At 68.5% G+C, this 26,148-nt stretch carries 21 protein-coding genes and 1 tRNA gene; 13 read left to right on the top strand and 9 right to left on the bottom strand.

The genetic code is table 11. The annotated features are described in order from the left end of the window. Positions 1–43 precede the first annotated feature (43 nt). Positions 44–934 (bottom strand): prolipoprotein diacylglyceryl transferase, encoded by an 891-nt coding sequence (gene lgt, locus ACFSGX_RS15865; RefSeq protein WP_380931292.1) that lies wholly within the window; start codon positions 932–934, stop codon positions 44–46. A gap of 70 nt (positions 935–1,004) precedes the next feature. Here lgt and ACFSGX_RS15860 point away from each other — a divergent pair, with 70 nt between their 5' ends. The 5 genes from ACFSGX_RS15860 to ACFSGX_RS15840 all read left to right on the top strand — a co-directional run bounded on the left by ACFSGX_RS15860 (position 1,005) and on the right by ACFSGX_RS15840 (position 7,107). Next, entirely contained in the window at positions 1,005–2,699 is a 1,695-nt protein-coding gene (locus tag ACFSGX_RS15860; protein WP_380931291.1) for a class I adenylate-forming enzyme family protein, read from the top strand. Between the two features lie 47 nt (positions 2,700–2,746). After that, positions 2,747–4,954 carry a xanthine dehydrogenase family protein molybdopterin-binding subunit gene (locus ACFSGX_RS15855; protein WP_380931290.1) on the top strand — a complete coding sequence of 736 codons (2,208 nt, stop codon included), beginning with the start codon at positions 2,747–2,749 and terminating at the stop codon, positions 4,952–4,954. A 124-nt stretch (positions 4,955–5,078) separates the two neighbouring features. Beyond that, positions 5,079–6,086 (top strand): ferrochelatase, encoded by a 1,008-nt coding sequence (hemH, locus tag ACFSGX_RS15850; RefSeq protein ID WP_380931289.1) that lies wholly within the window; start codon positions 5,079–5,081, stop codon positions 6,084–6,086. A gap of 32 nt (positions 6,087–6,118) precedes the next feature. Then, positions 6,119–6,841, top strand: coding sequence for an acetoacetyl-CoA reductase (gene phbB / locus ACFSGX_RS15845; protein WP_380931288.1), 723 nt, complete (start codon positions 6,119–6,121; stop codon positions 6,839–6,841). Positions 6,842–6,852: 11 nt separating this feature from the next. After that, positions 6,853–7,107 (top strand): ribbon-helix-helix domain-containing protein, encoded by a 255-nt coding sequence (locus ACFSGX_RS15840; protein WP_380931287.1) that lies wholly within the window; start codon positions 6,853–6,855, stop codon positions 7,105–7,107. 134 nt (positions 7,108–7,241) lie between these two features. Here ACFSGX_RS15840 and ACFSGX_RS15835 read toward each other — a convergent pair whose 3' ends face one another. Together ACFSGX_RS15835 and ACFSGX_RS15830 are read right to left on the bottom strand one after the other, a co-directional pair. Then, positions 7,242–11,882 (bottom strand): NAD-glutamate dehydrogenase domain-containing protein, encoded by a 4,641-nt coding sequence (locus ACFSGX_RS15835; RefSeq protein ID WP_380931623.1) that lies wholly within the window; start codon positions 11,880–11,882, stop codon positions 7,242–7,244. A 220-nt stretch (positions 11,883–12,102) separates the two neighbouring features. Further along, positions 12,103–13,113, bottom strand: coding sequence for a PAS domain-containing protein (locus ACFSGX_RS15830; protein ID WP_380931286.1), 1,011 nt, complete (start codon positions 13,111–13,113; stop codon positions 12,103–12,105). 133 nt (positions 13,114–13,246) lie between these two features. On the opposite strand from ACFSGX_RS15830, the gene ACFSGX_RS15825 reads away from it, so the two are divergent. After that, positions 13,247–13,322, top strand: a tRNA-Thr gene (locus ACFSGX_RS15825). 127 nt (positions 13,323–13,449) lie between these two features. On the opposite strand, the gene ACFSGX_RS15820 is transcribed toward ACFSGX_RS15825, so the two are convergent. Beyond that, positions 13,450–13,746, bottom strand: coding sequence for a putative quinol monooxygenase (locus tag ACFSGX_RS15820; RefSeq protein WP_380931285.1), 297 nt, complete (start codon positions 13,744–13,746; stop codon positions 13,450–13,452). 168 nt (positions 13,747–13,914) lie between these two features. Here ACFSGX_RS15820 and ACFSGX_RS15815 point away from each other — a divergent pair, with 168 nt between their 5' ends. Further along, on the top strand, positions 13,915–14,790 hold the full coding sequence (locus ACFSGX_RS15815) for an ATP-grasp fold amidoligase family protein (RefSeq protein ID WP_380931284.1): 876 nt from the start codon (positions 13,915–13,917) through the stop codon (positions 14,788–14,790). A 52-nt stretch (positions 14,791–14,842) separates the two neighbouring features. Next, positions 14,843–15,355, top strand: coding sequence for a GNAT family N-acetyltransferase (locus ACFSGX_RS15810; RefSeq protein WP_380931283.1), 513 nt, complete (start codon positions 14,843–14,845; stop codon positions 15,353–15,355). A gap of 28 nt (positions 15,356–15,383) precedes the next feature. Here ACFSGX_RS15810 and ACFSGX_RS15805 read toward each other — a convergent pair whose 3' ends face one another. After that, positions 15,384–16,775, bottom strand: coding sequence for an aminotransferase-like domain-containing protein (locus tag ACFSGX_RS15805; protein WP_380931282.1), 1,392 nt, complete (start codon positions 16,773–16,775; stop codon positions 15,384–15,386). A 110-nt stretch (positions 16,776–16,885) separates the two neighbouring features. On the opposite strand from ACFSGX_RS15805, the gene ACFSGX_RS15800 reads away from it, so the two are divergent. Together ACFSGX_RS15800 and ACFSGX_RS15795 are read left to right on the top strand one after the other, a co-directional pair. Beyond that, positions 16,886–17,728 carry a PhzF family phenazine biosynthesis protein gene (locus ACFSGX_RS15800; RefSeq protein WP_380931281.1) on the top strand — a complete coding sequence of 281 codons (843 nt, stop codon included), beginning with the start codon at positions 16,886–16,888 and terminating at the stop codon, positions 17,726–17,728. After that, on the top strand, positions 17,728–18,336 hold the full coding sequence (locus ACFSGX_RS15795; protein WP_380931280.1) for a DJ-1/PfpI family protein: 609 nt from the start codon (positions 17,728–17,730) through the stop codon (positions 18,334–18,336). Before ACFSGX_RS15800 ends, ACFSGX_RS15795 begins: the two co-directional genes overlap by 1 nt. 113 nt (positions 18,337–18,449) lie before the next feature. On the opposite strand, the gene ACFSGX_RS15790 is transcribed toward ACFSGX_RS15795, so the two are convergent. After that, positions 18,450–19,322, bottom strand: coding sequence for a LysR family transcriptional regulator (locus ACFSGX_RS15790; RefSeq protein WP_380931279.1), 873 nt, complete (start codon positions 19,320–19,322; stop codon positions 18,450–18,452). A 92-nt stretch (positions 19,323–19,414) separates the two neighbouring features. Here ACFSGX_RS15790 and ACFSGX_RS15785 point away from each other — a divergent pair, with 92 nt between their 5' ends. Continuing rightward, complete coding sequence (locus ACFSGX_RS15785; protein ID WP_380931278.1) at positions 19,415–20,359, top strand: NAD-dependent epimerase/dehydratase family protein; 945 nt, start codon at positions 19,415–19,417, stop codon at positions 20,357–20,359. Positions 20,360–20,427: 68 nt separating this feature from the next. On the opposite strand, the gene ACFSGX_RS15780 is transcribed toward ACFSGX_RS15785, so the two are convergent. Then, on the bottom strand, positions 20,428–21,330 hold the full coding sequence (locus ACFSGX_RS15780; protein ID WP_380931277.1) for an SDR family oxidoreductase: 903 nt from the start codon (positions 21,328–21,330) through the stop codon (positions 20,428–20,430). 97 nt (positions 21,331–21,427) lie between these two features. Here ACFSGX_RS15780 and ACFSGX_RS15775 point away from each other — a divergent pair, with 97 nt between their 5' ends. Together ACFSGX_RS15775 and ACFSGX_RS15770 are read left to right on the top strand one after the other, a co-directional pair. Further along, positions 21,428–22,276: a helix-turn-helix transcriptional regulator gene (locus ACFSGX_RS15775; protein ID WP_380931276.1), complete on the top strand. Its 849-nt coding sequence runs from the start codon at positions 21,428–21,430 to the stop codon at positions 22,274–22,276. A gap of 56 nt (positions 22,277–22,332) precedes the next feature. Next, entirely contained in the window at positions 22,333–22,998 is a 666-nt protein-coding gene (locus ACFSGX_RS15770) for a hypothetical protein (protein WP_380931275.1), read from the top strand. Between the two features lies 1 nt (position 22,999). Here the strand turns inward: ACFSGX_RS15770 and ACFSGX_RS15765 are convergent, their stop codons facing one another. Beyond that, a complete protein-coding gene (locus ACFSGX_RS15765; RefSeq protein ID WP_380931274.1) occupies positions 23,000–24,904 on the bottom strand; it encodes a glycoside hydrolase domain-containing protein in 1,905 nt (634 codons plus the stop codon). Next, positions 24,901–26,148, bottom strand: a complete 1,248-nt coding sequence (locus tag ACFSGX_RS15760) for a YdcF family protein (protein ID WP_380931273.1) — start codon at positions 26,146–26,148, stop codon at positions 24,901–24,903. Before ACFSGX_RS15760 ends, ACFSGX_RS15765 begins: the two co-directional genes overlap by 4 nt.

The following is a 26,148-nucleotide window of genomic DNA, read 5'->3' as shown; positions in this document are numbered from 1 at the left end:
ACCGTCGGCGGCGATGCGCGCCGCCAACGTTTCGGCGAGCGTATCAGGCGACGCTCTCACTCCCGGCGATCGGTTCGACGCGGACGCGCCGGCCAGCGGCAGTGGCGATCAGGTAGAGCCCGGCGGCGAGCATCGGCACGCTGAGCGTCTGGCCCATGGTCAGCCCCCAGCTAAGATGTTCGAGGCCGGCATCAGGCTGGCGCACCAGTTCGATCAGGAAGCGGATGATCCCGTAGCCGAGCAGGCCGCTGCCGACGAGGAAGCCGGGCTTGTAGCGCGCGTCGGTCCTCCAGAAGAGGATGTTCAGCACGATGAACAGCAGCACGCCTTCGAGTGCGGCCTCGTAAAGCTGCGACGGGTGGCGCGGGATGCCGTCGCCGGTCCGTGGAAAGATGACGCCCCAGGGCAGCGTTGTGGGACGGCCCCACAGCTCTCCATTGACGAAGTTCGCCAGCCGGACGAGCCCGAGCGCCGGCGGCGTGCAGACCGCGACATAGTCGCAGACGCGCAGCGCGTTCAGCCCGTTCTTCCGCGCGAGCAGCAGGATCGCGATGATCGTGCCGAGCAGGCCGCCGTGGAGCGACATGCCGCCCTCCCACAGATACAGCACCTCGATCGGGTTGCGCAGGATCTCCGGTTTGTAGAACAGGACGTAGCCGAGCCGCCCGCCCGCCAGGATGCCGATGGTGGCGTAGAACACCAGATCCTCGGCATGGCGCTTCGCCATCGGGGCGCCGGGATGCTGCAGCAGCCGCGTCAGATACCAGTAGCCGAACAGGATTCCGGCGATGTAGCCGAGCGAGTACCAGTGGACCTGCGGGTGCAGGGAGAGGCCGCCGATCCGCCAGGTTCCAAGGTCCAGTGCGATCGGGGACAGCCCGAGCGAAGAGAAATCCAAGGCTGCCGTAGCGTCGGCGAGGAGGTTCAGGATCAAGGCTTTTCCCCGGCGATTTCGGCCCTCATAAAGGGTGGAACGAGAAACGAAAAGAGAGCGGGAGAATGTTATGGCGAGCGAGCTCGACATCCGTCTGGAAACGGCGATCAGCGGGATTACGGGGCCCCACGGGCCGCTGATCGCCGGGCCGGCGGACGGGGTCGGGCCGCTGGTTCCGGGCGACGCGGTGGTGACCAGCGCGCCGGCGACGCTGGCGGCGTTCTTCGGGCATTTCTGTACGGCGCACGCCGACAAGACGGCGGTGGTCGCGGGTGCGGAGCGGCTGACGTTCGGCGACATGGCAGGCTGGTCGGACCGGACGGCGGCGGCGTTCTGCGGCAGATGGGGCGTGGAGAAGGGCGACCGCGTCGTGATCGCGATGCGCAACTGCCCGGCCTGGATCGCGCTCTACATGGCGGTGGTGAAGGCCGGGGCGGTCGCGACGCTGGTGAACGGCTGGTGGCAGCCGGACGAGCTGGCCGGGGCGATCGCGCTGGTTTCGCCCAAGCTGATCGTCGCGGATGCGGAGCGCGGCCGGCGGATGGCGGCGGCGGGGATCACCGTGCCGACGATCGTCCTGCCGATCGAAGCGGACCTGGCCGAGGCGCTCGATCCGTTGCTCGACGGGATCGCGGCCGCGGCGCTGCCGGACGTGGCGCCGGAGGACGACGCGACGATCCTGTTCACGTCCGGATCGACCGGGCGCGCAAAGGGGGCGGTGTCGCAGCATATCGCGGTCGTGACGGGGGCCTATACGTTCCTGGCCTATACCGCGTCGCTGCTGCACCTGATGGTGGAGGAGGGGCGGCCGCCGCCCAACCCGCCGGTGACTTTGGTCGCGGTGCCGCTGTTCCATGTGACCGGGGCGGTGCCGGTGATGCTGAATAGCTTCGCGATCGGGCGGACCATGGTGCTGATGCGCAAATGGGATGCGGGCGAGGCGCTGCGCCTGGTCGAAGCGGAGAAGGTCACATACTTCGTCGGGGTGCCGACGATGAGCCTCGAGATGATGCAGCATCCGGAGCGCGACAAGTTCGATACGTCGTCGCTGCTCGACATCGGTGCGGGCGGCGCGGCCCGGCCGGTGTCGCATGTCGCGCGGCTGATCGAGAGCTTTCCGGGCAGCGCGCCGATGCTTGGGTATGGGCTGACCGAGACGAATGCGGTCGGATGCACCAATTTCCGCAACAACTATGCCGCCAAGCCCGCGTCGACTGGCAAGCCGCAGGCACCGTTCACCGATGTTGCCATTTTCGATGAGGACGGGTCGCCTGTCGCACCGGGCGAGCGCGGGGAGATCGCGATCCGGTCGCGGGCGAACTTCCGGGGATATTGGGACAATCCGGCCGCGACCGCGGCGGCGTTTCGCGGGCCGTATTTCCTGACGGGCGACATCGGCTATCTCGATCCGGACGGCTATCTGTTCATCGTCGACCGGGCGAAGGACATCATCATCCGCGGCGGCGAGAATATCGGCTGCCAGGAGGTCGAGACGGCGATCTATGCCAATCCGGCGGTGGCGGAGGCGTGCGTGTTCGGGCTGCCGGACGAGCGGCTGGGCGAGGTGCCGGCGGCGGTGGTTCACCTGACCGATCCGGGATCGCTGACCGAGCACGACCTGACCGAGTTCCTGGCGGCGCGGCTGGCGCGGTTCAAGCTGCCCGAGCGGATCTGGTTTTCGACCGAGCCGCTGCCGAAGCTGGGCACGGGCAAGATCGACAAGAAGACGCTGCGTGAAGGTTATGCGGCCTCGGCGGAGGCGTGAGACGGCGCGCTATTCCTTCGCTCATGTCTTGAGGCTATCGCCGCGTGATGGACGACAGGATCAGCCGCCGGAACCTGCTCGTCACCGGTGGGATCGGGGCGGGGCTGCTGATCGGTTGGGGGCTGTGGCCGCGCAGCTACCGGCATAATCTGGTCGCGGCGCCGGGCGAGACGATCTTCGACGGGTTCGTGAAGATCGGCGAGGACGGGCATGTCGCGGTCGTCGTGCCGCAGGCCGAGATGGGGCAGGGCGTCTGGACCGCATTGCCGCAGATTCTGGCCGACGAACTGGGCGCGGACTGGCGGACGGTGTCGGTCGAGCCGGCGCCGATCAACCCGATCTACGCCAATGATTTCGTGATGGACGAGGCGGCACGCGATGCCGCGCCGCATGCATTGGCGGGTGTCGCGGGCACCGTCGGGCGGGAACTGGCGCGGCGCAGTGCGTTCCAGCTGACCGGCGGGTCGAGTTCGGTGCGCGGGTTCGAGGCGCGGTACCGGGCGGCCGGCGCGGGCGCGCGCATCCTGCTGTGCATGGCGGCGGCGCGGCGCTGGGGGATCGACTGGCAGGCGTGCGATACCAAGGACGGCTTCGTAGCGCGCGGCGACGATCGGCTCCGCTTTGCGGAGCTGGCGGCGGAGGCGGCGGGGCTGACGCTGCCGCGTACGCTGACGCTGCGGACGCCGGGGGCGGGCGGCCTGTCGGGGCGGAGCGTGCCGCGGCTGGACCTGCCGGCGAAGGTGGACGGATCGATCCGCTATGCTGGCGACGTGCGGTTGCCCGGGATGCTTTACGCATCCGTGCGCGGTGCGCCGGCCGGTGGGGCGCAGTTGCGCGGCGTGACGCTTGCGGCGGGCGAGCGGGTGCCGGGCGTGAAGGCGGTGATCCAGAACGCCCACTGGGTCGCGGTGGTGGCGACGAACTGGTGGGCGGCGAACCGCGGGCTGGACGCGGTCGATCCGCAGTTCGGGTCGGACGGTCCGGTCCCGGATGGTGCGTCGGTCGATCGGGCGCTGAGTGCGGCGCTGGCGAGCGGGGAGGGCGAGCGGATCGCGGCGGTCGGTGACCTGGCGGAGGTCTTTACCGGCGCGAACCTGCTGACCGCCGAGTTCGCGGTGCCGTTCGCGGCGCATGCGCCGATGGAGACGCTGACCGCGACGGCGCGGGTGACGGGAGATCAGTTGGAGGTCTGGATGCCGACGCAGGCGCTGACCGCGTCGCGCGATGCGGTGGCGCAGGCGACCGGCTTTTCGGCGGTCAATGTCGTGATCTATCCGATGCCGATCGGCGGCGGGTTCGGGCGCAAGGTGGACAACGACGCCGCGGTGCAGGCGGCGCTGATCGCGATCGAGGTGAAGCGCCCGGTCCAGCTCGTCTGGTCGCGCGAGGAGGAGACGATGCGCAGCCGCAACCGGCCGCCGGCGCGTGCTTTCCTGGCGGCGCGGCTGGGGGCGGGCGGGACGATCCGCGGCTGGCAAGTGCGGATCGCGGCACCGTCGAGCGGGCGGGAGGTGGCGGCGCGGATCACGCCGCGGCTGGCGGGCGGTAGGCAGGGCGCGGAGCCGGCCGCGGTGGGGGGAGCCGTTCCGCCCTATGCCATTCCGGTGCTGGCGGTCGATCACCTGCCGGTCGCGGTCGGCATCGAGACGGGGATGTGGCGGAGCGTCGCGCACAGCTACACCGCGTTCTTTACCGAGAGCTTCATCGACATGCTGGCGTTGCAGGCGGGGGCCGATCCGTTCTCGTACCGCATTGCGATGCTCGGCGGGCAGCCGCGGCTGGCGCGGTGCTTGTCGACGGCTACGGCGCGCGGCGGCTGGGAGGGCGGCGGTGCCGGGTCGGGGCAGGGGATCGCGATCCATTCGAGCTTCGGATCGCATGTCGCGATGGTGGCGCAGGTCGCGGTCGAGGGTGGCCGGGTTCGGGTCGACCGGATCACCGCGGTGGTGGATGCCGGGCGGTTGATCCACCCCAACACGGTGCGCGGGCAGATCGAGGGCGGGATCGTCTGGGGGCTGGCGGCGGCGCTGGGCGGGGCAGTGGACTATGTGGCCGGGGTGCCGGAGCAGCGCAATTTCGATGGGTTGGCGCTGCCGTTGCTGGCGACGACGCCGGAGATCGTGGTCGAGCTGATCGCGAGCGGGGCCGCGCCGGGCGGGGTGGGCGAGATCGCTGTGCCGCCGGTTGCGCCGGCGATCGCGAATGCACTTGCGACGTTGGGGTATCGGCGGCGTAGCTTGCCATTGCGGGTTTAGGACGAGGTTTCGTCAAGCCTAAGCCCCCCACCCCAACCCTCCCCCCGGTGGGGGAGGGCTTTAGGTAGGACTTGATCGTGGATTAGTACTTTCTTCCGGTTGGCGAGCGCCTACCTATCGAAGCATGAACCTTCCCCCCGATCACCCGCCCGTCCCGAAGCCGCGCATCGGCGTGCTGCTGATGAACCTGGGCACGCCCGACGCGCCCGATGCCAAGTCGGTGAAACGCTATCTGGGGCAGTTCCTGTCCGACAAGCGGGTGATCGAAATCCCGCAGTTGCTGTGGCAGCCGATCCTGCGCGGCGTCATCCTGAACGTGCGACCCAAGAAGTCGGCGCACGCTTATGCGCAGGTGTGGCGCGAGGACGGGTCGCCGTTGCAGGCAATCACGACCGCGCAGTCGCTGGCGCTGAAGGACCGGTTCGGGTCGGGCGTGCTGGTCGAGCATGCGATGCGCTACGGCAATCCGTCGATCCCGGACAAGCTGGCCGCGATGAAGGCGGCGGGCTGCGAGCGCATCCTGCTGGCGCCGCTCTATCCGCAATATTGCGCCGCGACGACCGCGACTGCCAATGATCAGGCGTTCGCCGTACTAGCCAAGATGCGGTGGCAGCCGGCGCTGCGCACGATGCCGCCATATCATGACGATCCGGACTATATCGCGGCGCTGCATGCCTCGATCGATGCGAGCCTGGCGCAGCTGGATTTCGAGCCGCAGCGGATTATCGCGAGCTTCCACGGGATGCCGAAGCGGACGCTGGCGCTGGGCGATCCCTATCATTGTCATTGCCAGAAGACGGCGCGGTTGCTGTCGGAATCGATGGGTCGGCCGATCACGATCGCGTTCCAGTCGCGTTTCGGCCCGGCGAAGTGGCTGGAACCGGCGACCGACCTGACGCTGGCGTCGTTGCCGGCGCAGGGCGTGAAGTCGGTCGCGGTGGTGGCGCCGGGCTTCTCGGCCGACTGCCTGGAGACGCTGGAGGAGATGGCGATCCGCGGGCGCGAGACGTTCGAGGAGGCCGGTGGCGAGCGTTTCGCCTATCTGCCGTGCCTGAACGACAGCGACCTGGGCGTCGCGTTGCTCGAAAAACTTGTCGCGCGGGAACTTGAAGGCTGGCGGCGGCCTGCTTAACGTGCCGGAAAGCACAAAGCAGGAGAGAGTTTATGGCACGCGTCGCAATCGTCACCGGAGGAACGCGTGGCATCGGCGAGGCGATCAGCCTTGCGTTGCAGAAGGCGGGCATGACCGTCGCGGCGAACTATGCCGGGAATGACGAGCGGGCACGGGCGTTCAGCGAGCGGACCGGGATACAGACGTTCCGCTGGGACGTGTCGGATCACCAGGCGTGCCTGGACGGCGTGGCCGCAGTCGAGGCGGCGCTGGGGCCGGTCGATGTGGTGGTGAACAACGCCGGCATCACGCGCGACGGTACGCTGCTGCGGATGAGCTACGAGGCGTGGAAGGAAGTGATCGACACCAATCTGGGCGGTTGCTTCAACATGGCCAAGGCGACGTTTGCCGGCATGAAGGATCGCGGCTGGGGTCGGATCGTCAACATCGGGTCGATCAACGGGCAGGCCGGGCAATATGGCCAGGTGAATTATGCCGCGGCGAAATCTGGCATCCACGGGTTCACCAAGGCGCTGGCGCAGGAAGGCGCGCGGTTCGGCGTGACGGTCAACGCGATCGCGCCGGGCTATATCGACACGGACATGGTGGCGGCGGTGCCGGCCGACGTGCTGGCCAAGATCGTCGCCAAGGTGCCGGTTGGCCGGCTGGGGCAGGCGGACGAGATCGCGCGCGGCGTGGCGTTCCTGTGCGGCGAGGATGCGGGGTTCGTCACCGGATCGACGCTGTCGATCAACGGCGGCCAGCACATGTATTGAGGCACGGCGCGGTGGCGGGTCCAGTGAAGCGTTCGGTGACGATCGCCGGGCACGCCACGTCCGTGTCGCTGGAACCGGTGTTCTGGGCGGCGCTCGACCGCGCGGCGGCGGAGGATGCGATCCCGGTGAATGCGCTGGTCGCGCGGATCGATGCCGTTCGGATCGAGGCGGTTGATCCGCCGAATTTGACGAGTGCGTTGCGGGTCTGGTTGTTCGAGCGTTTTGCCGGTGAAGAGGTAGCACCCACCCCCAACCCCCTCCCTTGAAAGGGAGGGGGCTTTTTTTTGCTACCTCCACCCATCGGGGGGAGGGTCGGGGTGGGGGGCTTGGCTTGGGGTGAGGTTCTTTCAAGCCTAAGCCCCCCACCCAACCCTCCCCCGGTGGGGGGAGGGCTTTTAGGTTACCGCGCTAGCAGAACTCGTGCCTGGCCGGCGATCTGCGCTAGCATCGCTGCCGTGGGCTGCGGCGCGGCGCGGGCGCGGTCAATGAGGGCGCGGAACTGCAGGACGCGGTTGCGGTGTGTTTCGAGCCAGGCGTCGACCATCGCGAGCGGATCGTCGCTGCGCTGCCGTTCGAGGAAATCGAGGCGGAGCTGTTCGAAGTCGCGCGCGAGGCCGGCGGTGAGCAGCCGTTCCCAAGGGTCGGTCGCGACGAACCGGACCGCGGCGGACTTCGCCCAGTCGAGCCCCAGCGCCTCGCCCAGCCGGACATAGGCGCCGGTCGCTGCGACCTCGTCGACGCCGGTATCGGCGGCGAGCGTAGCGGTGCCGATCGCACCGTCCAGCTCGGCGAGTCGTACGATCCGGTCGATCAGCGCCGGGTCCGCGCCGAACCCGCCGATCATCCCGCGCAGGACCGCGGACTGCGACCGGGCCTCGTCGCGGAGCAGCGCCTCGACCGCGGTGTCGAGCCGGCCGATGCCGGGTGACAGGCGCTCGATCATCGGGCCGGGGCCGGTTTCGGTGGCGGCAATGCGGATCAGGTCGGCCAGATGGAGCCGCGCGATGGCCGCCATGACGCGGAACAGCATGAGCCGGGCGTCCTCGGCCAGCGGCTCGACCTCGATCCGGTGCCAGATATCCTCGAACCCGAAGATCGCGTCGGCGGCGAAGTACGCGGCGGCGACCTGCGCGATGCTGACGCCTTCCTCCTCCGCCAGTTCGAACGGGATGACGATGCCCAGCCGGTTGATGACGCGGTTCGCCATCTTGGTCGCGACGATTTCCGGGCGCAGCCGGTGCTGGTCGATCGCATCGCCGAACCGGTCGCGCATCGCCTTGGGGAAGGCGGCGTGCAGCAGCGGGCGGAGCGACGGATCCTGCGCGAAATTGGCACGCTCGATCCGCGACTGGAGCGCCAGCTTGCCGTGGCTGAGCAGGACGGCGAGTTCGGGGCGGGTCAGCCCGCGATCGTCCTGCACGCGGCGGAGCAGATCCTCGTTCCCACCGAGCCCTTCGACCGCGCGGTCGAGCCGGCCCATTGATTCGAGCGTTTCGATGACGCGGACATAGCTCGGCAATGCCGCGGCACCACCGCGTTCGGCCAGCGACAGTGCAAGCGTCTGGAGGCGGTTGTCCTCCAGCACGATCGCGGCGACGTCGTCGGTCATCGATGCCAGGAACGCGTTGCGATCGTCGAAGCCGAGGCGGCCCTCGTTCATCTCGCGGTTGAGCGCGATCTTGATGTTCACCTCGTTATCCGAACAGTCGACGCCGGCGCTGTTGTCGATGAAGTCGGTATTGATCCGCCCGCCGCGCGCGGCAAAGGCGATGCGCCCGGCCTGCGTCAGGCCCAGGTTCGCACCCTCGCCGATTGCCTTGACGCGCAGCTGTTCGGCATCGACGCGGTTGGCGTCGTTGGCGGGATCGCCGACCTCTGCATTGGTTTCTCCGGCGGCCTTCACATAGGTGCCGATGCCGCCGAACCAGAGCAGGTCGGCCGGGGCCTTCAGGATCGCGGCGATAAGTGCCGCCGGGTCGAGGCTTTCGTCCTTGATGCCAAGCACAGTCCGGACCGCGGCCGACAGCGGGATTGCCTTCTGCGAGCGCGGGAACACGCCGCCGCCGGGCGAGATCTTGGTCGCGTCGTAGTCGGCCCACGAAGACCGCGGCAGCGCGAACATACGGGCGCGTTCGGCCCAGCTGGCAGCCGGGTCCGGATCGGGATCGAGGAAAATGTGGCGATGGTCGAACGCGGCGACCAGTTTGAGCGAGCGCGACAGCAGCAGGCCGTTGCCGAACACGTCGCCCGACATATCGCCGCACCCGACGACGGTGACGGGATCGGTCTGCACATCGACGCCATGTTCGGCGAAGTGGCGCTGGACCGAGACCCAGGCGCCCTTGGCGGTGATGCCCATCGCCTTGTGGTCGTAACCCTGCGACCCGCCGCTGGCGAACGCGTCGCCCAGCCAGAAGCCATGTTCGACCGCGATGGCGTTGGCGACGTCGGAGAAGGTCGCGGTGCCCTTGTCGGCGGCGACGACGAAATAGGGGTCGTCGTCGTCGCGGATCGCGACGCCGTCCGGATGCACGACCGCGCCGTCGACGATGTTGTCGGTGACGGACAGCAGCGATCGGATAAAGATGCGGTAGCTTTCGGTGCCCTCCGCCAGCCAGGCGTCGCGGTCGCCGGGAGCGGGCAACGCCTTGGGATAGAAGCCGCCCTTGGCGCCGGTCGGCACGATGACGGCGTTCTTCACGACCTGCGCCTTCATCAGGCCGAGGATTTCGGTGCGGAAGTCGTCGCGCCGGTCGGACCAGCGCAGCCCGCCGCGGGCGATCGGCCCACCGCGCAGGTGGATGCCCTCGATCCGCGGAGAATAGACCCAGATTTCGCGCCACGGCACGGGGGCGGGCAGGCCGGGGATCAGGCGGCTTTCAAGCTTGAACGCCAGCGCCTCGTCCGCTGCCGGCGAGAAGGCGTTGGTGCGGAGCGTCGCCTGGATCACCGCACGGATACGGCGCAGGATGCGGTCGTCGTCGATCGCGCTGACATTGGCGAGCGCGGCGTCGATCGCTGCTTCCGCCTCGTCGGCATTGCCCGACCCGGCCGGATCGTGGAGCGCATCGAACAGCGCGATCAGTCCGGTTGCAGCCTGCGGTGCGCGCTTCAGCGCCTCGACGACAGTGGCGAGGCCGTAGGACAGGCCGGTCTGGCGGAGGTAGCGGAACCAGGCGCGGAGCAGCACGACCGCGCGCGGCGGCAGGCCGACCGCGACGATCAGCGTGTTGAACTCGTCGTTCTCCGCACGGCTTTCGAGCACCGCGGCGATCGCGGCCTCGGCGACCTGCGCGTCGCGGGCGATGCGTTCGGCGATCTCGCCCGATCCGACGTCGAGCAGGAAGTCGTGGATGTAGCCGGCGCGACCCTCGTCCAGTGCGGTCGCGGTTTCGCCGAGCACGCGGAACCCAAAATTCTCGAGCACGGGCACGGCGTCGGACAACGGGATCATTCCGCCGATCCGGTAGGTCTTGAGGTGCAGCGCGCTGGCCGGTTCGCCCTCGCGTCGGCTGACCCGCACGTCGCGCGCCTCCGGCCCGGACAACGCGGCCATACGCAGGATATCGACCGCGCCCTCGGCCGCGTCGCTGCGGTTGCGGTATCCGGTCGGGAAGGCGTTGGCGTAGGTGATTGCGAGGCGGGCGGCACGACTTGCGCCCTCGCTCGCGGCCAGGCTGGCCTCGATTTGGGGCGCCCAGCCGCGCAGCATCGATTCGAGCTGCGCATCCAGCGCATCGGCGTCCGGCACGACGCTCGCCTCCGTGCTGGCGAAGGTCAGCCGTAACAGGGCGAGATCGCCGTCATCGAGGTCGAGCGACCAGTTGACCGGCGGCGACCCAACGGCGCGGCCGATCATGTTGGTGACCGCGATACGGCGCTGGGTCGTGAGTTCGTCGCGCGGTAACCACACGAAGGCGACGACGTGACGGCGCAGCGGTGTGGTGACCAGCACCAGCTTGGGCCGCGGCCGATCCGCCAGCGACATCGCGGTCAGCGCGACGCGTTCGAGCGAGGCGCGGTCGAGCCCGGTCAGCAGGTCGTGCGGCAGCGCGGACAGCGCATGGCGCAGCGCCTTGCCCGCGTGGCCGGACGGGTCGAAGCCGTATTTCTCCTCGAGCGCCGACAGCCGGGAACGGAGCACGGGGACGCGGTCCGAAGGCGCGCGCAACGCCGAACTGGTCCACAACCCGACATGGATCGAGAGTGCGACGACGCGGCCGCCATCGCGCACCGGCACCACGATCAGGTCTAGCAGCGCGCGGCGGTGGACCGTGGCGATGCTGTCCGACTTCAGAATCAGCGGGGCCTCGCCGCCGGCCTCGAAATGGGCGATCGCGCTACGGCGGTCGGCGTCGTTCCAGATCTGGCGAGGCGCGACGCGCAGGATGCCCAGCGGGTCGGCCATGCTGCCGTCGGGCAACTGCGTCGCGGCACCGAGCAGCGTGAAGTGCCGATCGAGCAGCCAGCGGAGGAGGGCAGCACCCTCGCCGTCGGGCATGCGCTCAGCCTCGTCGCGCAGCGCGATCTGAAGCTTCGGCCAGTCCTGCACCGCGGCGCGGACATCGGCCAGCACGGCGCGGATCTCGTCCTCGATCCCGCGCCGGTCGCGTGCGTCGGCGCGCTCGATCTCCATATAGACAATCGATTCGCGGCGTTCGCCTGCCGTGCCCGGCGGCAGGATGGCGTCGAGCACACCGTCGCCGTCGCGGCGGACGGACACGACCGGGTGGAGCAGGCGGTGGACCGCAAGCCCGCGCGCCGCGACCGCGCCGGCGATCGAATCGACCAGGAACGGCATGTCGGCATTGACCGTGACGAGCCGCATGCGGCGGCGACCCGCGTCCGACCCGGCCGACTCGATCCGCACGACGGCCTCGCCCGGCGCGCGGCGGGCGGCGACCTCGGCCACGAACCCGGCGGCGGAGAGCCGCGCCTCTGTATCGAACCCGTCGGTTTCGCCCGGGAGCGCGCCGGCGACCAGCGCATCGGCGATGGCATCGCGCTGGCTTTCAGCGGAATGCGTCGGCGCAGGTGGCATGGACATCGCGGTCTGCTCCTTCATGCGCGGGCGTCGCCCGCCTGTTCTCTTTGGCGGCAGCCTATGCGCCCCGACACGGGGTCATTCAAGGCGAAGCGGCACGTGTGCGGCGAAGCGCAACAGACGTGCGTGAACGCCCGCCGACGGTATGCGATGATAAGGCACGCGTCCGGTAACGCGATATTTCATGAAGACACGGCGACTTGCAGCCGGTGTCGCGCTACCGCTCGGTCGTTCCGTTGCGGCGAGTCTGCCGACCGGCACGGGCGAGCGCGCGCCAGCCGCCGGGTTCACGCTCCAGCAGCATCCGCAACCCGCCGCGCTCCACGCCCGTCCGCAGCCCGAACTCCAGTATCGCAGCATAGTCCGCGCACTGCCGCACGGAGGAGTCGGTGGCGAATAGACGTCGGACCAGCGCCGCGACGCGCCGGGTCCGATCGCTCGCTCCCGACGGGGCGTGCGCTTCGTTGGCGAGCGCGAGGTCGTACGCAAGACCGAGCGCGCGGTACAAGGCGGTCTGGGCGCGCGCCTGCGTCGACCGGGCGAGATCGATGCCGGCGATCGCGGCGGCAAGCAGTTCGGCATCGACGTCGGCAGGTGTGTCCGCCTCCTTCGCCAACCGATTGGGTCCGTCGGCCCAGGCCGGGACCGGCGGACGCGCGGCCGGGGCGGGCGCCCGCGCGACCTCTGCCGCGATGCCCGCGACCAGCGCGGCGTTGGCGACTTCCTTCCAGTTGATGACACCGTAGATATAGTCGATCGTGGTCCCGTCCGACGAGAATGGCATCAGGATACCGCGGTACAGCGTGTGGTTGCCGAACGCGTTGTCGAACTCCGCCTCGAACCCGATCGGCGCGCGGTTGGCGACCACGTCGGCATAGTGATCGGACAGCCGCGACAGCAACGATCCCGCCGGCACGTCGGCCAGTGTCGCGACCGGCGCGACGTGGCGACCTTCATCGGCCAGCGCACGGCCGAGCCATGAGATGGCGGGGTTGGTGCGGCTATTGCGGAAATCGAGCAGCACGCCGTGCGGGCCGAAATCGCCGATGCTGGCCGGATCCAGAACGTCGATCGAGGGAAACTCGCGGCCCTGCAGCAGCGACGCCCAATAGTTATAGGCGCGGACGTGCATGCGGCGTTCGTCGTTGCCGATCGTCGGCGGCGGGTCCATCCGTGGCTCGGCGATCGATGCCGCCCCGTCGGCGCTCAGACTGTCAAGCGTATCCATGTCGTCGTCCCAGCCCTGGCTCTGAAAGGCGACGATGCGCCAACCATGGTTTCCGAAGGCTTAAGATGCGTGACGAAACTGCCCTTGTCTATCGCACGCTCCGTTGGTAAGGCCCACCGCACCCGACGCACGGGCCGCCTTAGCTCAGTTGGTAGAGCATCGCATTCGTAATGCGGGGGTCGTAGGTTCGAATCCTATAGGCGGCACCACCTTGAATGAGATCGACCTTAAGAATGGTTGGTTTTGTCTTTCGGGTTAAGTCAGCAGCATAGCAGTTCAAGGCCAAGCACAAGGGTTTGCTGGCCCGCATCACCGAGCCATTGCGAGCTTTGCTGGTCAGCCGATATCGATGGGGTGGGTTACGATGATCGTGGGCGGAGCGGTCCACAGGTCGGCGGCGGCCTTACCGAAGATCTTGAAGTGGTCGGACGCCATGTGCTGCGCGACTGCTGCCTCATCGACATAAAGTTCGTTGAAGACGACGCGACGGTCGCCGTCCGTTTCGCGCCAGATTTCATAGTATAACGTGCCCGCTTCGGTTCGCGAGGCCGCAGCGCAGGCCGATGCCGCGGCGAGGAAGGCGTTGTCCGCGCCAGCTTTTACGGTGACGAGCGCGACCACTTTGACTGGCATCGGAGTTTCCTTCGGATCTGGCATCGGCCGGCGGTGCCCGGGAAGCATAGCGGGAAGTTTATGCTACGGTTCCTTGTTGAATCATAGCTGACCGAGCGTCCCTGGCCCAATCGACGCCGTTTGGTGCGACGTCGGAACATTCGGAGGCTTGGCGGCCTTCCTTGCAGGATGCAGGGTTTCAAACAGTCAGGGCCGGTTGATGATCGTGCCGCGCGGTTGCGGATCGAGCTGACGTATCTCTGGCGGCACGGACGGCTGCCGAATCTGACCGACCCCGAACTGTTCAGCGAACTGGTCCAGGTCCGCAAGCTGCGGGATCGCGATCCTCAGATGCCCGTCCTGGCGGACAAGGTGGGGGTGAAGGCGATCGTCACCACCCGGCTGGGGCGCGAGTGGGTGGTGCCGCTGCTGTGGTCGGGGTCGAAATTGCCAGTGCAATTTCCGGCGACCGGCCGTGTGGTCGTGAAGGCGCGACACGGGTGCAACCAGAATGCGTTCGTCGGCGATGGGCGCGATTGGGCCAAGGCACGTTCCCGGTCTGCGAAGTGGATGTCCGGCACCTATGGCTGGTGGCTGGACGAGTGGCTCTACGCCCACATTCCACGCGGATTGCTGGTGGAGCCGTTCATTGGCGGGGGAAGCGACCTGCCCGTCGACTACAAACTGTTCGTGTTCGGCGGACGCGTGACCCATGTGCAGGTCCATCTCGACCGCGCGCGTCGGCATCGGTGGATCGTTTACGATCGCGACTGGTGCCCGATCGCGAACGATGTGCCGATCGTGCCGCGCCCGACGGCACTGGCGGCGATGATCGCGGCCGCCGAGGAGCTGGGCACCGGCTTCGACTTCGTGCGCGTCGACTTCTACCAGCCGGGGGCGCAGCCGCTGTTCGGGGAGATCAGCTTCTATCCCGGATCGGGGCTGGAGCCGTTCGATCCGCCCGAACTGGACCACGCGTTCGGTCGGCTCTGGCTGGAGGCTCGGGCGTCTCAACCGGCGATTATCCCAGTGCCGAAACGAGCATGGTCGGCCCGCTGTCCGTAGGACAACGGGCGTGCCATTCGCCCTTCGACAGCAACGGCGAGCGGGGCGACGCATGATCATTCGGGACGTGACGGACATGGATTTGTCCGCGATTCTTGCCATTCACAACGCTGCGGTCGCCGAGACGACGGCCATCTGGGACGATGCGGCGGTCGACTTTAGGGATCGTCAGGCATGGCTGGCGGCGCGACGCACTGCCGGTTATCCGGTCCTGGCTTGCGAGGTCGACGGGGTGCTCGCCGGATACGCGTCGTTCGGCGATTTCCGGCCACGGTCGGGTTATCGTCACACGGTCGAACATTCGGTGTATGTCGAGCCCGGGCATCGTCGCCGCGGGATCGCCCGTCTGTTGCTTGAGGCGCTGATCAAGCGCGCCGAGGGTATGGGGAAGCATGCGATGATCGGCGGGATCGAGGCGCGCAATACGGCGTCGATCGCGCTGCATGCGGGACTTGGCTTTGTGGAGGTCGGCAGGCTTCCGCAGGTCGGTGCGAAATTCGGTCAGTGGCTGGACCTGATCTTCATGCAGCGGATGCTGGACGACCGCGTGATACCGCCGCGGTAGGGGGGCATGAGGGGCAGACCAAGTCTGCTCAACACAGGCTTTCTCGCAGGAAATCGGACAGGCGATCGTCGTCGCTTCGGGCGACGTTGAAGCGCATGTGATCGCGCCAGTTGCCACCGGTGCTGAACACCGGTCCGGGTGCCAGCACGATGCCCTGCGTCAACGCGTCGCGCGCCAGTTGGACCGCGTCGCGACCGTCCGGCAGGCGGGCCCAGACGAACAGCCCGGCGGCCGGATCGATCCAGGGCAGGATGCCGACCGCGCGCAGCCGCTTCGTCACGCGGACCGTGGTCCGTGCGAGGCGGGCGCGGACGCCCTCGACATGGCGTCGATAGCTGCCGTCGGTCAGCACCGCATGGAGCAGGCCGGCGGCGAGCGGGCTGCCGGCCATCGATGTCGCGATGCGCAGGTCGCAAAGCGCCTCGATCCAGTCCGGCCGCGCGGCGATATGGCCGCAGCGCACCGCGGCGGAGAGCGATTTCGAGAAGCTGCCGATGCGGATGACGCGGTCGAGCCCGTCATAGACCGCGAACCGCGGGGAGATCGCATGTTCGAAATCGGCGAAGATATCGTCCTCGACGATGACGATGTCGTGCGCCTCCGCGATCTTGAGCAGGCGGTGCGCGGTCGGGCCGGCCAGTGTCGCGCCGGTCGGGTTATGGATGCCCGAGTTGGTGATGTAGAGCCGCGGGCGGTGCGTCGCGGCGGCTGCGGCGAATGCCGCGATATCCGGGCCGGCGGGGGTCATCGGCACGCCAACCACCTTGGCGCGGTGGGCGCGGAGCAGCGCCAGGAAATTGAAGTAGCAGGGGTCGTCGACGAGCACGGTGTCGCCGGGCTGCAGCATGAAACGGCAGACGAGATCGAGCGCATGCGTGCCGCTGTCGGTGAGCAGGATCTGGTCGGGGCTGGTGTCGACACCTTGTTCGGCCAGTCGGCGGGCCAGCAGCGCGCGGAGCGGTAGCGGGCCGAGCGGGGAGGCATAGCCCGCGAGCGTCGTCGCATCGTCCGCGCGTGCGGCGGTCCGCATCGCCTTGCGCAGGGCGTCGCCCGCCAACCAGTCGTCGGGCAACCAGCCGCAGCCGGGCATCAACTCGTGGCGCTGATCGCCCAGCGACTGGCGGAGCATCCAGAGCGGATCGACCTCGCGCTCGGTCGTCGGGTCGAGGCGGTCGAGCGCCAATGGTGCGAGAGGTGCCGCGACATAGAAGCCCGAACCGGGACGCGAGCGGATCATGCCTTCCCCGGCCAGCCGTTCATAGGCCTCGACCACGGTCGAGGGGGCCACGCCGCTTGCCTGCGCCATGGCGCGGATCGACGGGAGCCGCGCGCCGGGTGTCAAGCTGCGCGCTTCGATCCGGTCGCGGATCGTGCGGGCGACGGTGCCGGTGCGCGTGTCGTCGTCGGGGGCAGGTCTCATCTGTTCTGCCTCGGGTACCGGTACAGTTCGGGGTGATCGTATCGGACCGTGCCTGTCGCGACCATCCGGTTTCGGGCAGACGCAGGGTTCATCAACTGGAGGCCTTGCCCGTGACCCGTCCCTTCCGCCTCGTCGACGTTTTCGGCACCGATCGCTTCACCGGCAACCCGCTTGCGGTGGTGGCGGACGCGGAGGAGCTTTCGACCGACGAAATGCAGGCGATCACGCGGTGGTTGAACCTGTCGGAAACCGCCTTCCTGCTGCCGCCGACCGAGGATGGGGCGGACTACCGTGTCCGAATCTTCACGCTGGCGCACGAACTGCCCTTTGCCGGCCACCCGACGCTCGGCAGCGCGCATGCCTGGCTGGAGGCCGGTGGCAAGCCGCGGCAGGACGGTGTGATCGTGCAGGAGTGCGGGGCGGGGCTGATCCCGATCCGCCGGGATGGCGATCGGCTGGCGTTCGCCGCGCCGCCGTTGGTGCGTGGCGGTGTTCCCAGCGAGGCGGAGATTGCGGAGGTGGCCACGGTGCTGCGGATCGATCGCAGCGCGATCGTCGATGCGGCGTGGGTCGATAACGGACCGGGCTGGATCGCGGTGATGCTGACGTCGGCCGATGCGGTGCTGGCAGTGGAACCGGCGCGCCATCACGGCGGGCAGATCGACATCGGCATCGTCGGTCCGCACGCGCCGGGCGGCAAGACCGCGTTCGAGATCCGCGCGATCTTCAGCGACGCTTATGGTGCGCTGATCGAGGACCCGGTGACGGGCAGCCTGAACGCGTCGGTCGGGCAGTGGTTGTTCGCCAGCGGTCGGGCGACGGGTGCCTATGTCGCGGCGCAGGGGACGCGGCTGGGGCGGACGGGCCGCATCCATGTCGAGCAGGACGGCGCTGGCCAAGTCTGGGTCGGCGGGGCGACCCGCACGTTGTTTTCCGGGCGGAGCGAAGGCTGATGCAGGTCGCGATCCTCACGTTCGACGGGTTCAACGAGCTGGATTCGTTCGTTGCGGCCGCGATCCTCAACCGGCTGCGGCCCGAAGGTTGGGCGGCGTACATCACGTCGCCGTCCGAGGAGGTGACGTCGATGAACGGCGTCACGGTGCGGCGCCAGCGCCCGATCGATTTCGCCGGCGAGGCCGACGCGGTCCTGATCGGCAGCGGCATCCGGACGCGCGACATCGCGGCCGATCGCGACCTGCTGGCCCGGCTGACGCTGGATCCCGCGCGGCAGTTGATCGGTGCGCAATGTTCCGGGACGCTGTTGCTGGCGAAGCTGGGGCTGATCGGCGCGGTGCCGGCTTGCACCGACCTGACGAGCAAGCCCTGGGTGATCGAAGCGGGCGTGGACGTCGTCGACGCGCCGTTTGCCGCGCATGGGAATGTCGCGACCGCGGGCGGCTGTCTGGCGGCCCCGTATCTGGCCGCGTGGATGATCGCGCGCGGGGCGTCCGTCGGCCACGCACGGGACGCGCTGCACTATGTCGCGCCGGTCGGGGAGAAGGCGGGGTATGTCGATCACGCGCTGGGCGTGCTGGAGCCGTTCCTGCCGGTCCACGCTTGACGCCATCGAGCGAAAGCCGCTTAGAGCGTAGCTGAAATGGCGGCAACGCTGGCGGTGGTCCCGGCCGGCTGATGCGATGGCTTCGTCCGACGCCGTTTGGGTTCGAACAGGTATTAGCCGAACTCGGTAACCAGGGCGTCGAACACGGCGCGGCAGCGCGGGCTGTTGCTCAGGTCCTCGTGCATGACGATCCAGACGTTGAGATCGAAGCTCACGCAGTCCGCCAGCACGCGGACAAGCTGCGGGTCGCGGGCGGCGACCGGAACCTGGCAGATGCCGATCCCGAAGCCCGCCCGGATCGCGGCGAGCTGCGCGACGTCGCTGTCGACGCGCAGCGCAAAGGCCGCACGGTTGAGGTCCGGAAAGCGTTCGGCAAAGGCGCGGATCGCCGGCGTCTCGGTGTCGAAACCGATGAGGTCGTGATCCGCGAGATCGTGCAGCGTGGCGGGGATACCGTGGCGGGCGAGATAATCGGTGTGGGCGTGGAGGCCGACCGGGATCGGCGCCACTTTCCGCGCGATCAGCGATTGCTGGACGGGTTGCACCATGCGGACGGCGACATCGGCCTGGCGCTGCAACAGGTCGTCGAGCGTGTTCGACGCGGACAGTTCGAATGTCAGCGCGGGATGGCGATGCCGTAGGCGGGCGAGCATGGCGGGGAGATGCTCGGCGCTGACCACCTCGCTGGCGCTGATCCGGACCGTACCGGCGACCGCGCCTGCGCTGCCTTCCGCCGTGCGCAACAGGGCCGCCGAGGTCGAAGCAATCAGCTCCGCATAGGGCCGGAGCTCGAGCGCCGCCGCGGTCGGGGTCAAGCCGCGTTGCGACCGGACGAACAGGTCGCGCCCGATCGCCTGTTCCAGCGCGTCGATGTGGCGCGCGATGCTGGGTTGTGTCAGGCCGAGCGTTCGGGCCGCACCGGACAGTGAGCCGGTGCGCAGGACCGCCTCGAAGGTGCGGTAGAGATCCCAGCTCGGTATGTTCATCTATTTTCGTATAACCGATCCACGCCTTTCGGCAATTTCGTTTAGTCTGGCTTGGCCGCATCTGTTCGTCACACACAGAGCGGAGACGGAACATGAGCAAGATCGCATTGGTACTGGGCGCAACGGGCGGCATCGGTGGCGCCGTCGCGCAGTGGCTGACGGCCGGCGGATGGACGGTGCGGGCCATGCACCGCGCGCCGCAGAACGTGGCGGTAAAGCACGGCTATGACTGGCATACCGGCGATGCGATGGTGGCCAGCGACGTCGCGGCGGCTGCGCAGGGTGCGTCGCTGATCGTCCATGCGGTGAACCCGCCGGGGTACCGCGACTGGGACAAACTCGTCCTGCCGATGCTCGACAACAGCATTGCGGCGGCGCGCGCGAACGGCGCGAAGATCCTGTTTCCGGGGACGGTCTACAATTACGGTTCGGATGCTTTCCCGGACATCGCGGAGGATGCGCCGCAGCATCCTACGACGCGGAAGGGGGCGATCCGTGTCGAGATGGAGGCGCGGTTGCGCGCCTATGCGCAGGCGGGCGCGGGGAGCGTGCTGATCGTGCGGGCGGGGGACTTCTTCGGTCCGGGATCGGCGAACAACTGGTTTTCGCAACTGGTGCCGGCGGGCAAGCGTCCCGCGGCGGTGAGCCATCCGGGTCGTCGCGGCGTGGGGCATCAATGGGCCTATCTGCCCGACGTGGCGGAGACGATGGTGCGGTTGATCGAGACGGGCGGGCTCGATGCGTTCGCGACCTTCCATATGGACGGCCAGTGGGATGCGGACGGCACGCGCATGACCGACGCGATCGTCCGCGCGCTCGGCGATCCTGCGATCCCGGTCCGCAAGACGCCCTGGTGGATCATGCGGCTCGCCTCGCCCTTCGTGCCGACGCTGCGCGAAGTGATGGAGATGAAGTATCTCTGGGAGCGGCCGGTGCGGCTGTCCAACGGTCGCTTGAGGGACGTGCTCGGGAGTGAACCGCGGACTCCGCTCGACGAGGCCGTTCGTGCGACGCTGACGAGCATGGGCTGCCTGTAAGGCAACCGGCAGAGGCTGTAGCGGAGGCGGCTGTGCGGTCGCAGGTCGGGACCTGCGACCGCAGACGGTTAAGCCACCGCCGGCGGCGAATAGTCCATCGCTTCGAGATCGGCGATCAGCCCGAGTCCCGTCGGTTGCCATCCGAGCCGCGAACGCGTCCAATCGCTCGACGCCAGCATGTCGAGACCGGCGAAGCGGCCGAACCAGCCGAAATAGGCTTGCGCCTCTTCGGCCGGCAGCGAAATCGCCGGGACGCCGAGCGCGGCGGCAACGGTTTCCGCAATGGTGCGAGCCGGGACGCCTTCCTCGGCGACCGCGTGGTACCGGGCGCCCCGTTCTCCTCGATCGAGCGCGAGGACGTAGAGCTTCGCAGCGTCGCCGACATGCGCGGCCGCCCAGCGGTTTGCGCCGTCGCCGATATAGGCCACTTCGCCTTTGGCGCGCGACATGGCGACGAACGGCGTGATCAGGCCCTGCTTGACCGTGTCATGGATCTGCGAAAGCCGTACGACGCGCACATCGACGCCGGCGTCGAGCAGTGCGTGCCCGGCCAGTTCGGAGGCGATCCGTGGATTGGGATGGTGCGGATCGAACCGGTCCTCGGTGGCGGGTCGGCCGGGGCCGTTGTCGCCCATGCCGATGCCGGAGGTGATGAGCAGCGGGCGATCGGTGCCCTTGAGCGCGTCGCCGAGCGCCGCGATGACGGCCCGGTCCTTCTCGCAGTTCGCGACGAAATTCTCGAACGTGTGATCGAACGCCGTATGGATCACGGCGTCGGCGTGTGCCGTCCCCGCGCGGAGGCTGTCGAGATCCTCGAGGTTGCCGCGATGCACCTCGACACCGGCGGACTGCAGCGATCGCGCACCGGCATCGGACCGCGTCAGGCCGAGCACCTGGTGGCCCGCGGCGAGCAGTTCGGGAATGAGATGCGAGCCGATGAAGCCGGTCGCACCAGTCAGGAATATACGCATCAGCTCGCTCCGAGATTGTTCGAAGCGCGGTTTTGGCTTACCAGTGGTCCGGTTAAAGTAGTGACTGTATCATGGTATAGTTTTCAATAGGATCAGCATGCCGCTCGCCACCGCCAACCCGCTCGGCACGTTCCTGCGCGATCGCCGGTCTCGCATGGATGCCGCGGCTTTCGGCTATGGCGGCGGACGCCGCCGGACGCCGGGACTGCGCCGCGAAGAGGTGGCACAGCGCGCCAACATTTCGCCGACCTGGTACACCTGGCTGGAACAGGGCCGGGGCGGGGCGCCGTCCGCGGACGTGCTGAACCGGATCGCGGCCGGGCTGATGCTGACCGAGCCGGAGCGCGAGCATCTGTTCGTCCTGGGTCTCGGGCGGCCACCGGAGCCGCGCTACACGCGCGCCGACGATGTGACGCCGCGGTTGCAGCGCGTGCTGGACGCGTTCCCGATCAGCCCGGCGATCATCAAGACTGCGACGTGGGACGTGGTCGCGTGGAATGCGGCGGCGGCGACGCTGCTGACCGACTATGGCGCGCTGCCGCGCGAGCAGCGCAATATCCTGCGCCTCATCTTCACCAATTCGAACATCAAGGCGGCGCAGGAGGACTGGATGAGCGTCGCGCGCTACGTCGTGGGGGCGTTTCGTGCGGATGCCGCGCGGGCCGGCGCGGCGGCGGAGATCACGCGGCTGGTCGAGGAACTGTCGCGGCTCAGCCCGGAGTTCGAAGCGCTGTGGCGTGACAACGACGTCGCGGGACATGCGGACGGACTGAAGCGGATCCACCATCCGGAGCACGGCCTGATCGAACTGGAATTCTCGGCTTTCGCGATCGACGGTCGTCCCGACCTTGGGATGATCGTCTACAATCCCGCCACGGCGGCTACGACCGAGCGGATCCAGTCATTGATGGCGCGTCGTGCAGACGAGGTTTCCCGTAAACGCTAAGGGCCTCCGCCGAAGGTGCGGGTTGTCGTCACGCGATTGTTCGAACATGAAACGCCATGGTCCAGATCGTTTCGCCCCATATCCCGAAATGCGGCGGGACGTCTCTGATCGATGCCGTTACGTCCGCGATCGGGCCCGACCTCATCTACCTCGACTACGGCGATAGCCCGGCCAATCCGGCCACGGATTTCAGTATCGATCCGCTCGGAACGGCCGAACGCTTCGCGGCCGACGCGGCGACGGTGCTTGCGTCGAAACGGCTCGCCTACGGGCACATGCACGCCGCGAAGTATCGACTTGCCGCGCCGGATGCGGCCTGGGTGACGATCTTGCGGGGTCCGGTCGAGCGGTTGATCTCGCATTACTTCTTCTGGCGTGAGGCGCCGGTTGCGCAGGCAAACCCGCTTCGGCGGTACTTCCATGAGCAATCGCTCGACCTGCTCGGTTTCGCGCGGCTGCCGATGCTGCGCGGGTTTTATCGGGACGTCTTCTTCCGCGGCCTGAACCGCGCGGACTTCGAGTTCGTCGGGCGGACGGACGCGATGGACGCGGTCACGGCCGTGCTCGGGCGGATGCTCGACGTCGAACTCGTGCTGCCGCGGTCGAACGTTGGTGCGCTGCGTTCCGGCGACGATGCGCTGGAGGAGATCGACCGGGCAGGGCCGGCCCTGCGCGACATTCTGAGGGACGAGATCGCGTTCTACGAAGAGTGGACGCGGTAACTTAGCTGCCGGTCGGGACGAGCCTGATGGGCGCCCTTCCCGGTAAGCGCAGCGTCGCACCGCGGACGAGCGGCGCGATCGTGACGAAGCCGGGCGTGCCGGGCACCAGCGGGTAACGCCCGATCGACGACCAGACGTACCAGGCCGACATCGTGCCGGCGTCGTCATCCATCCCGTCGGCGAAGCCCTGTGGCTGGGGCGCGAAGCTGCGCCCGACCCAGGGCTGCGGCCGCACGCCGGCATTGGTGTAGCGGTGCGGCACCGGTTCGCGCAGGTAGCGGTCCACGATCCGCCGTGTCGCCGCGGGGTTGCCGGCGAAGGCGTAGATCCAGGGGACGTGGATGTCGGGCTGGTTCGTCATGTTAAACAGATTTTCCGCGAAGAAGCGGTCGAGTTCGGGGCGGAACCGTGACCCGAGCGTCGCGGCGATCCACGGCAGGTCGAAGACCGGCGCCCAGCGATATTGCGCCAGCGTCCCCTGATACAGCCCGCGGGCATGCACGACGTCCGCGTCGGCGCCGAGCGTCGCAAAGGTTTCGAGCCACATCGGCCGGTAGGACAACGCCTTGGCGCGGAACCGGCGGGACAGCTCCGCTTCGCCGAGGTCGGACGCCAGTTCCGCGATCGCCCAGTCGTCATAGGCCGCCTCGATCTGCTCGTCGGGCGTCTTGCGGGCGAGCGTGGCGCTTTCGGCGACCATGCCGTCCAGCGCGGCGCGGGCGTCGAAATCGGTAATACCCCTCCGTCGGAAATGGAGTAGCACGATCCCGGCATGTTCGGTGCGGACGGTCAGGAACGGCTCGGTCTGCGTGCCCCAGCGCTGTTTGCCGGTCCGGTACAGCCGGACCAGCGACCGCGCGATGGCCCCCGCGCGGGCCGGATCGACGAGCGCCAGCAGCGGCAGTTGCGTGCGGTAGTTATCCCACAGCGCCCAGCTCGTATAATGCTGCTCGCCGGGATTGAGCCGGGCGACGACGCCGTCGCTGCCGCGGAACCGCCCGTCGGGATCGGTGATCGCGACCGGCGATTGCATGACGCGGAATAGCGCGGTGGTGAACAGGACCTGTTGCTCGGCGGTGCCGTCGATGGTGAGCCGCGACAGCTGGCGGTTCCATACCGCGCGGTTGGCGGCCTCGATGGCGGCGAACGATCGCGTGCCGAGTTCCGTGTCGCGGACAGCCGCCGCGGCGGCGGGATCGACGGACGAAAGACCGGTGCGAACCTCGATCACGTCGCCCTTGCGCACGTCCAGCACGGTCCGTGCGGCACCGGTGGTTCCGGCCCCGCGCAACGCCACGGTCTTTCCCGCGCGTGAGATGCGGGTGGCGGAGTGCAGGTGATATCGCCCGACGTCGCAGACCGTGCCGGCGCTGAAGCTCGCGCGCAGGTCGCCGTCCGGCGCGGCCCGCCATTCGGAACCGTGTCGGCGGGAATAGCCCTGATCGAACGCGACGGTCAGGTCGATTCGTCCGGCGCGCGGCAGCACGAAGCGGATCACGCCGGCACCGCGCGTGGCGGTCATCGCCGCGACGATGCCGTCGCCGTAGCCGACCGTGTAGTAGCCGGCGTGGGCGGCCTCGCCGCGCTTGTCGATCGACCAGGCCGTCCCGGTCCCGGCGTAGCCCAGCGATACGCGCACGTCGCCGCCCGCGCCGCTGCACCCGACGCCCACGCCGCGGGTGTGCGAGAAGCCTAGCAGCGTCCGGGCGGCATAGTCGTAGCCGGCATGGTTCGCCGGGCTGGTGTCCGGGCCGAGTTGAACCATGCCGTAGGGCGCCGCGGCGGCCGGGCTGAGTTGCCCGAAGTCCGCCAGCGTGCCGATGAACGGGTTGACGGTCTGCGCCGCGTCGCGCGCCTGCGCCGGTACTGCCGCGGCCAGCAGGAAAAGGATTAGCAGGCGCGTCACGGATCGAGCGGGTCCGCGGCGGCGTCGACCTGGAACGCGACCGGATCGGGGGCGAAGCGGAGCGAGAACCGGTCGGGGCCTGGCGTCAGCGTGCCCGGCTGAACGCCCATTTCGGCGACGTTGCGCTTCGCCAGTTCCGCGCCGCCGATATAGGTGATGGTGCGCGGGTCGGAGACGACCAGTGCCGGCCGGTCCGCGGGGAAGCCGGCCGCCAGCAAGAGCCGCGCGCAGTTGCGCAGATTGGTCGTGGTGTGGCGGGCATGCGGCTCGATCAGGATGCGGTCCGCGGGGATGCCGTAGTCGCTGATCAGCAGCCGCTTCATCTCGATCGCTTCGTTGAATGCGGTTCGGTTCGGGTGGACGTTGCCACCGGACACGATCAGGAACGGCGCTAGGCCGCGCTTGTAATGGTCGGCGGCGATCTCCAGCCTGATATGGCCCATCACGCCGGTGCGCGACACGGCGTCCTCCGGCCCGTGCCCGAACACCAGCAGCGCGGTGTAGGGCGTGGCGCTCCAGTTGGTATGGGCCACCGCCTGTATCGCCGCGGTATTTTCGCCGCCGAGCAGTGGGCGATGGCTGGCGGCGTCGGTCCGCTCGTTCATGCGCAGCAGGCCGGTCGCGTAACGGAGCGCGGGATCGAAGAACAGGTCGCCGTCGCGCGCGCCGACCGCGGCGGCATGGGCGATCAGGACCTCGCCATATTCCGGCAACAGCGGGTCGAAGATGATCGCGTCGATCAGCGGGTAACGCGGCGGAATGCCCTTCGCGTAGACGTCCACGACGTGGTTCATCGCGGCCGCCGTGCCGGCCCAGGCGGCGGCGATCAGGTCGCCGTCACTTAGGTTGTTATAGCGCGCGAACTGATCCGAGGGGCGCAGCACGCGCGTCATCAACGCATCGGCCAGCTGCGGATCGCGGGCCAGTTGCCGCAACCGGGTTTCGACCGTGGCGATCTCGGCTGCCGTCCAGAGCCAGGCATCGGCCTGACAGGCGGGCGTCGGCACGCACGGCTTGTCGGGGACACGCGCGGCCCGGTCCGCCGTCAGCCGGCGCAACACCGGATCGCGGCGCAGCGCGGCGGCCCAGCCGTCCGCCGCCCGCATCATCGCGGGCAGCGGAAAGACGACCGTCTCGAGCGTCTCGTCATACGGCACCGCATAGGTCGCCGAAGTCTGCGCGACCGCGCCGACGGACGGCAACAGCAGGACCGCCGCGAGGCAGGCACCGATCAGCCGGCGCAT

The organism is Sphingomonas arantia (assembly GCF_042682045.1).
Classification (GTDB): domain Bacteria; phylum Pseudomonadota; class Alphaproteobacteria; order Sphingomonadales; family Sphingomonadaceae; genus Sphingomonas_R; species Sphingomonas_R arantia.
Note: the sequence above shows the minus strand (reverse complement) of the source record. Positions and strands in the feature narration are given on the sequence as shown.